The sequence below is a fragment of the Anaerolineales bacterium genome, assembly GCA_022866145.1.
Lineage (GTDB): Bacteria > Chloroflexota > Anaerolineae > Anaerolineales > E44-bin32 > PFL42.
In genome coordinates this window covers 1-4,151 of the sequence record JALHUE010000130.1, presented here as the reverse complement: position 1 = coordinate 4,151, position 4,151 = coordinate 1, and the positions used below count along the sequence as shown (strand labels likewise).

4 protein-coding genes are annotated in these 4,151 nt (G+C 63.7%); all 4 read right to left on the bottom strand.

Going from position 1 to position 4,151, the window contains the following annotated elements; all coding sequences use genetic code 11:
• Positions 1-497 (bottom strand): hypothetical protein (locus MUO23_04015; GenBank protein MCJ7512116.1); only part of this gene is annotated, 497 nt, incomplete at its 3' end.
• Positions 498-691: 194 nt separating this feature from the next.
• The gene (locus tag MUO23_04010; protein ID MCJ7512115.1) at positions 692-1,486 is read right to left on the bottom strand and encodes a glycosyltransferase; all 795 of its coding nucleotides are present in this window, start codon (positions 1,484-1,486) and stop codon (positions 692-694) included.
• A gap of 45 nt (positions 1,487-1,531) precedes the next feature.
• The gene (locus tag MUO23_04005) at positions 1,532-3,142 is read right to left on the bottom strand and encodes an LTA synthase family protein (protein ID MCJ7512114.1); all 1,611 of its coding nucleotides are present in this window, start codon (positions 3,140-3,142) and stop codon (positions 1,532-1,534) included.
• Positions 3,129-4,151: glycosyltransferase (locus MUO23_04000; GenBank protein MCJ7512113.1), on the bottom strand; the 1,023-nt coding region annotated here is incomplete at its 5' end. The genes MUO23_04005 and MUO23_04000, both read right to left, overlap by 14 nt.

Sequence of the window (4,151 nt, the reverse complement as noted above, 5' to 3'; positions counted from 1 at the left end):
GGCAGCTTCAACACGGTGAGCTTCCCGGAGAGATTGATCTCCCCCCAGCGCTCCATTTCCGCCACCAGCGGATGACGGAGGTCCCGGGTGCCCAGCACACGTTCGGCCAGCTCATCGCGGCTCCAAGGATAGATGTCCTCGACATCCATGATGGCCAGCAAATCGTTCTTCGAGTCCCGCAGGGCGATCGTCCGATCCAGGTGCAGCCCGTGTTCGGGTCGAACCGGGAGGGTGACCGGGATGGGGAACAAGTGGCCGTCGGCCAGGCGCATCTCCGACAACACGCGCTCGAAGTCCGCCTTCCCCATGAATCGGTCCAGGGGCGAGAAGCCTCCGACGGCTAGCATCTCCAGATCGCAGGCCGCGCGCTCGGAGATCTGAACGGAGGGTAGCTCTCCAGCTCGGGCGTGGAGTTCCTGGATGGCATCGGCAGGGGCGAACAAATCCACCAGTTTCCCACCGTAGGGGGCGATCAATTCCGCGGTCTTGCCTGGCATGGGTTGTTCCTCTTGTGGGTGAGATGATGGACGGGTGTTTCCGGCGCGCCAGACTGGCATTCCAACAGGCTCCGCAAGAATGCGGTCGGCTTTCGATACCCCGCCCCGATCCCTTCTCCGCAGTTGTCCCTCCCGATTGCGCTTGCTGCGAGCGCATAGGGGCTGAGGCGGGAGAGGGGTTCTTCCGGATGCTGCTAGGCCTTGGGCTGACGGAGGTTCTGAAGGCGTAACCGTAGCGGCCACAGCGGGCCAATCGCACGTCGCAAGGCGAAGCGCAGGTAGATCGGCGAGAGCCAGCCGCCTCCCAGACGTCGGTGGACACGGATCATCTCCGGCCAGCACCGATCGCCGGCTGCCAGGGTCTTGGCATCCGTGTGCAGGCGGAACTCCGCCCACGATTGGCTGATGTACTTCAGGCGGCTGACACTTGCGATCCGGACCCACAGATCATAATCCATGGCGAAGAAGAACGTCGGGTCCAGCGGACCCAGCATGTGCCACAAGCGCGCCCGGAAGAAGGCCGCCTGCTGCGGAATGTGCACATACCCTTGGCGCAAGCGACGATAGTCGGTTTGGGCCGCGGGAAAGGCCCCGGTGCGGAGGCCATGGCCGTCAACATAGTCGGCGTCACCATAGACCATCCCTACCTCTGGGTGTTCGTGCAGGAAGGCCACCGCCTCCGCCACCGCCTGCGGTTTGTAGCGGTCATCCGAGTTCAGCCAAGCGAAGATCTCCCCGGTGGCCATGGCGAAGCCCTTGTTGATGGCGTCCGTCTGCCCGCCATCCGCCTCAGACACCCAGCGCGCCAGCTTGGCTTGATACGGGCACAGGATGTCGAGCGTGCCATCCGTCGAGCCCCCATCCACGACGATGTACTCGATACGCGGGTACGACTGGGAGAGGACCGATTTGAGGGTCTCCTCCAGATACGCCGCCTGGTTGAAGGAGGGCGTGACGATGCTGACCAGAGGGCCGCTAGACAAGGACACCACGCTCTCCCCCCGGGCCGATGACAGGGGTCCGCTCCCACAGGATCACTCGGAACCCTCACCAGGAACTATGTAGTAGTCGTATGGACGCTTGTAGGACGAGAAATAGGCGATGTCTTCCGCCAGGGGGAGTTCAGCCTCGAAGTACTCCCGGAAGACCACGCGGAAGGTATTCACCGGACTGATCGAGTCGTAGACGGGGGTCCCTCCGACGCCGGGCAGGTAGTAGGCGTTGAGGATCCGCATTCGATCTTCTGCCGATACGGATCCAACCGGTGGGCCATGGTCGGCTTGGATGATGATGACGGGCGGAGTCTCGGACTCGGAGACGATTTCATCCAGCAACGGGATCAACCTGGAGTTGAGGAATCGGATCTGGTCGATGTAGCCTGCGGACCCCAGGTGCGGATCAGGGGGGTTATCGTCGGCGACGAGGGTGAAGGCGCCCGACGGGTTGATCGGCTCCCCGTTTGGCCCGAACACGAACGGCTGGTGAGGAGACACGAGGTGGACGAACACGAACTTCGGCCCTGGCTGTTTGGGCAGTTCGGCGAGAGAAGATAGCACATACAGGACGCGCTCTCGGTGCCTTTCATATGGGTCGTTCATACCCGGCACCAGGAACTGCGGAAGGATCTTCGACGAGTCGGCCAGCACCCGCAGGCCTGTCGTGTAGACGAGGATGGATTCGAAGGGTGAGAGATCACCCTGCTCGATCCACTTCAAGAGCCCTTGTCGCCTCGGATTGAGGAAGACGTCCGCCCGCCGCAGTTCCGTCGCCTTGTAGCCGGTGTCGAAAGCGACTGTGGTGTAGCCGATGGACTCCAAGTCGGCCTCAACCCGGCTCTCGCCAATGAAGTCGTGCAGCGGCGCCCGTACCGTTGACTCCTCCCCCAGCGACTCATCCAGGTTCTGAAGGTAGTCGTAGTTGAGGGAAGAGGCGATCGAGAGATCGGTCTGGGCATAGTTGCTCTGGCTCTTGCGGGCGATGGAGAACCCGCGGGCTTCAAGCTCCTCGAGGAATGCTGAGTTGTCGAAGCCAAACATGCTCATCAGCACATCGTCGCGGGCGTAGCCATCCAGAATGATGTAGTAGATGTCCGGAGGGTGTTGTGGCCTGTGAAGCTCGGCCTGGGCCTGGGCCCCTGCCTCGGGATCGCCGCCAGTGGCCTGCACCACCTGGACCCGATAGCTCCCCAGCTGAACGAGAGGGATAACGATCAGGATCCCCGCGGCGGCATTAAGAACGCCCGCCCATCGTTCCGGCTCGCGCACCCGCCGCACCAGCCACACCGAACCGGCCGCGGCTGCGGCCCAGATCGGCATCAGGTACCGATGCCGCCCGAGCGGCTCGCCCAGGAGGGTCGCTCGCTCGAGGGTTTCGTAGACCTGCCCATAGGCGATGAACAGCAAGGTCCAACACAGAGCCAGCAGAGCAGCCCTGTGCCAGTTTCTCGTTGCGAGGAACAGCAAGGCCATCAGAGCTGCTTCCCCCAAGAGCAGAACTGCCAAGGGCCTGGCGGCCTCGCTTGGCGTCATCTGCTCGACGTTGACGGCGGCCAGCGCGATCACAGGGGAAACGGCCACCAGAAACGGATACAGCGGGAGGCGGCCGAAGGTCCTCACCGCCGCCATCCGATCGTCATTGGATCTCAAGGGCGTCCCTGCCCGGCCGCGCCTGTATCACGCCGCCGCTCTCGCCCATGACCAGCACGGCGCGGCGATGCTGAGCGCTCCGACGGAGATTCCGGTACCCAATGAACCATCGACTCACACCGGCCGCGCTCAGCCCGGCCTGCACCGCCTTGTACCAGTAGCGCATTCCGACACGGGCGTTGGTGCGGGCGGCGCGCGCCCAGCGCAGGGAGGCGCCCCGATAGTCGCCGGCATCGATCAGCCGCCGGGCGGCAAAGGCATCCAAGCTGGCCCTGATCAGCTGCCGGTTGGCCTCCACCATGGGGCGCAACCGCGGGTCAACGCCCGCCTTCCGGATCAGGGTCTCAGCTTCCTCGACGAAGCCTGCGGCGAGAGCGACGGTCTTGGCTTGAGGATGCGTCCGCTCCGCAGCCCACTCCGCGGAAACGTGCAGCAACGGGTGACGAGCCGCGAAACGAACCCAAAGGTCATGATCCATGATCAGGTTGTAGGACTCGTCCAGCGGACCAACCTCTCCCAGGGCCGCTCGCCGCATGAAGACCGTTGGCTGCAGAAGGACATCGAAACACAGCAGGTCCAGGGTCTCGAGCGGTCGATAGCGATGGCGATCGAGCAGCGCACCTTGCTGGTCCACCATGACCCCATCTGCGTACACCATCCCAACATGCGGGTGATCCAATAGGGCGCGTGCCGCCCCGTCCAGTGCTCCGGCGAGATAGGCGTCGTCGGAGTTCAACCAGGCCACGATCTCTCCGGTCGCCATTCCGAAACCGCGATTGATGGCGTCCGTCTGCCCCCGATCGGGCGTGGAGGACCAGTGGCTCAATCGATCCCCATACCGCCTCAGGATGTCCGGGCTCCCGTCGGTGGATCCGCCGTCGATCACGATCAACTCCAGGTCCGGGTAGCCTTGGCGCAAGACGGATTCCAGCGCCGCCTCGAGATACTCGGCCTGGTTGAACGAGGGCATGACCACGCTGATCCTCGGTGAGGGATGGGGGCTAGAAGC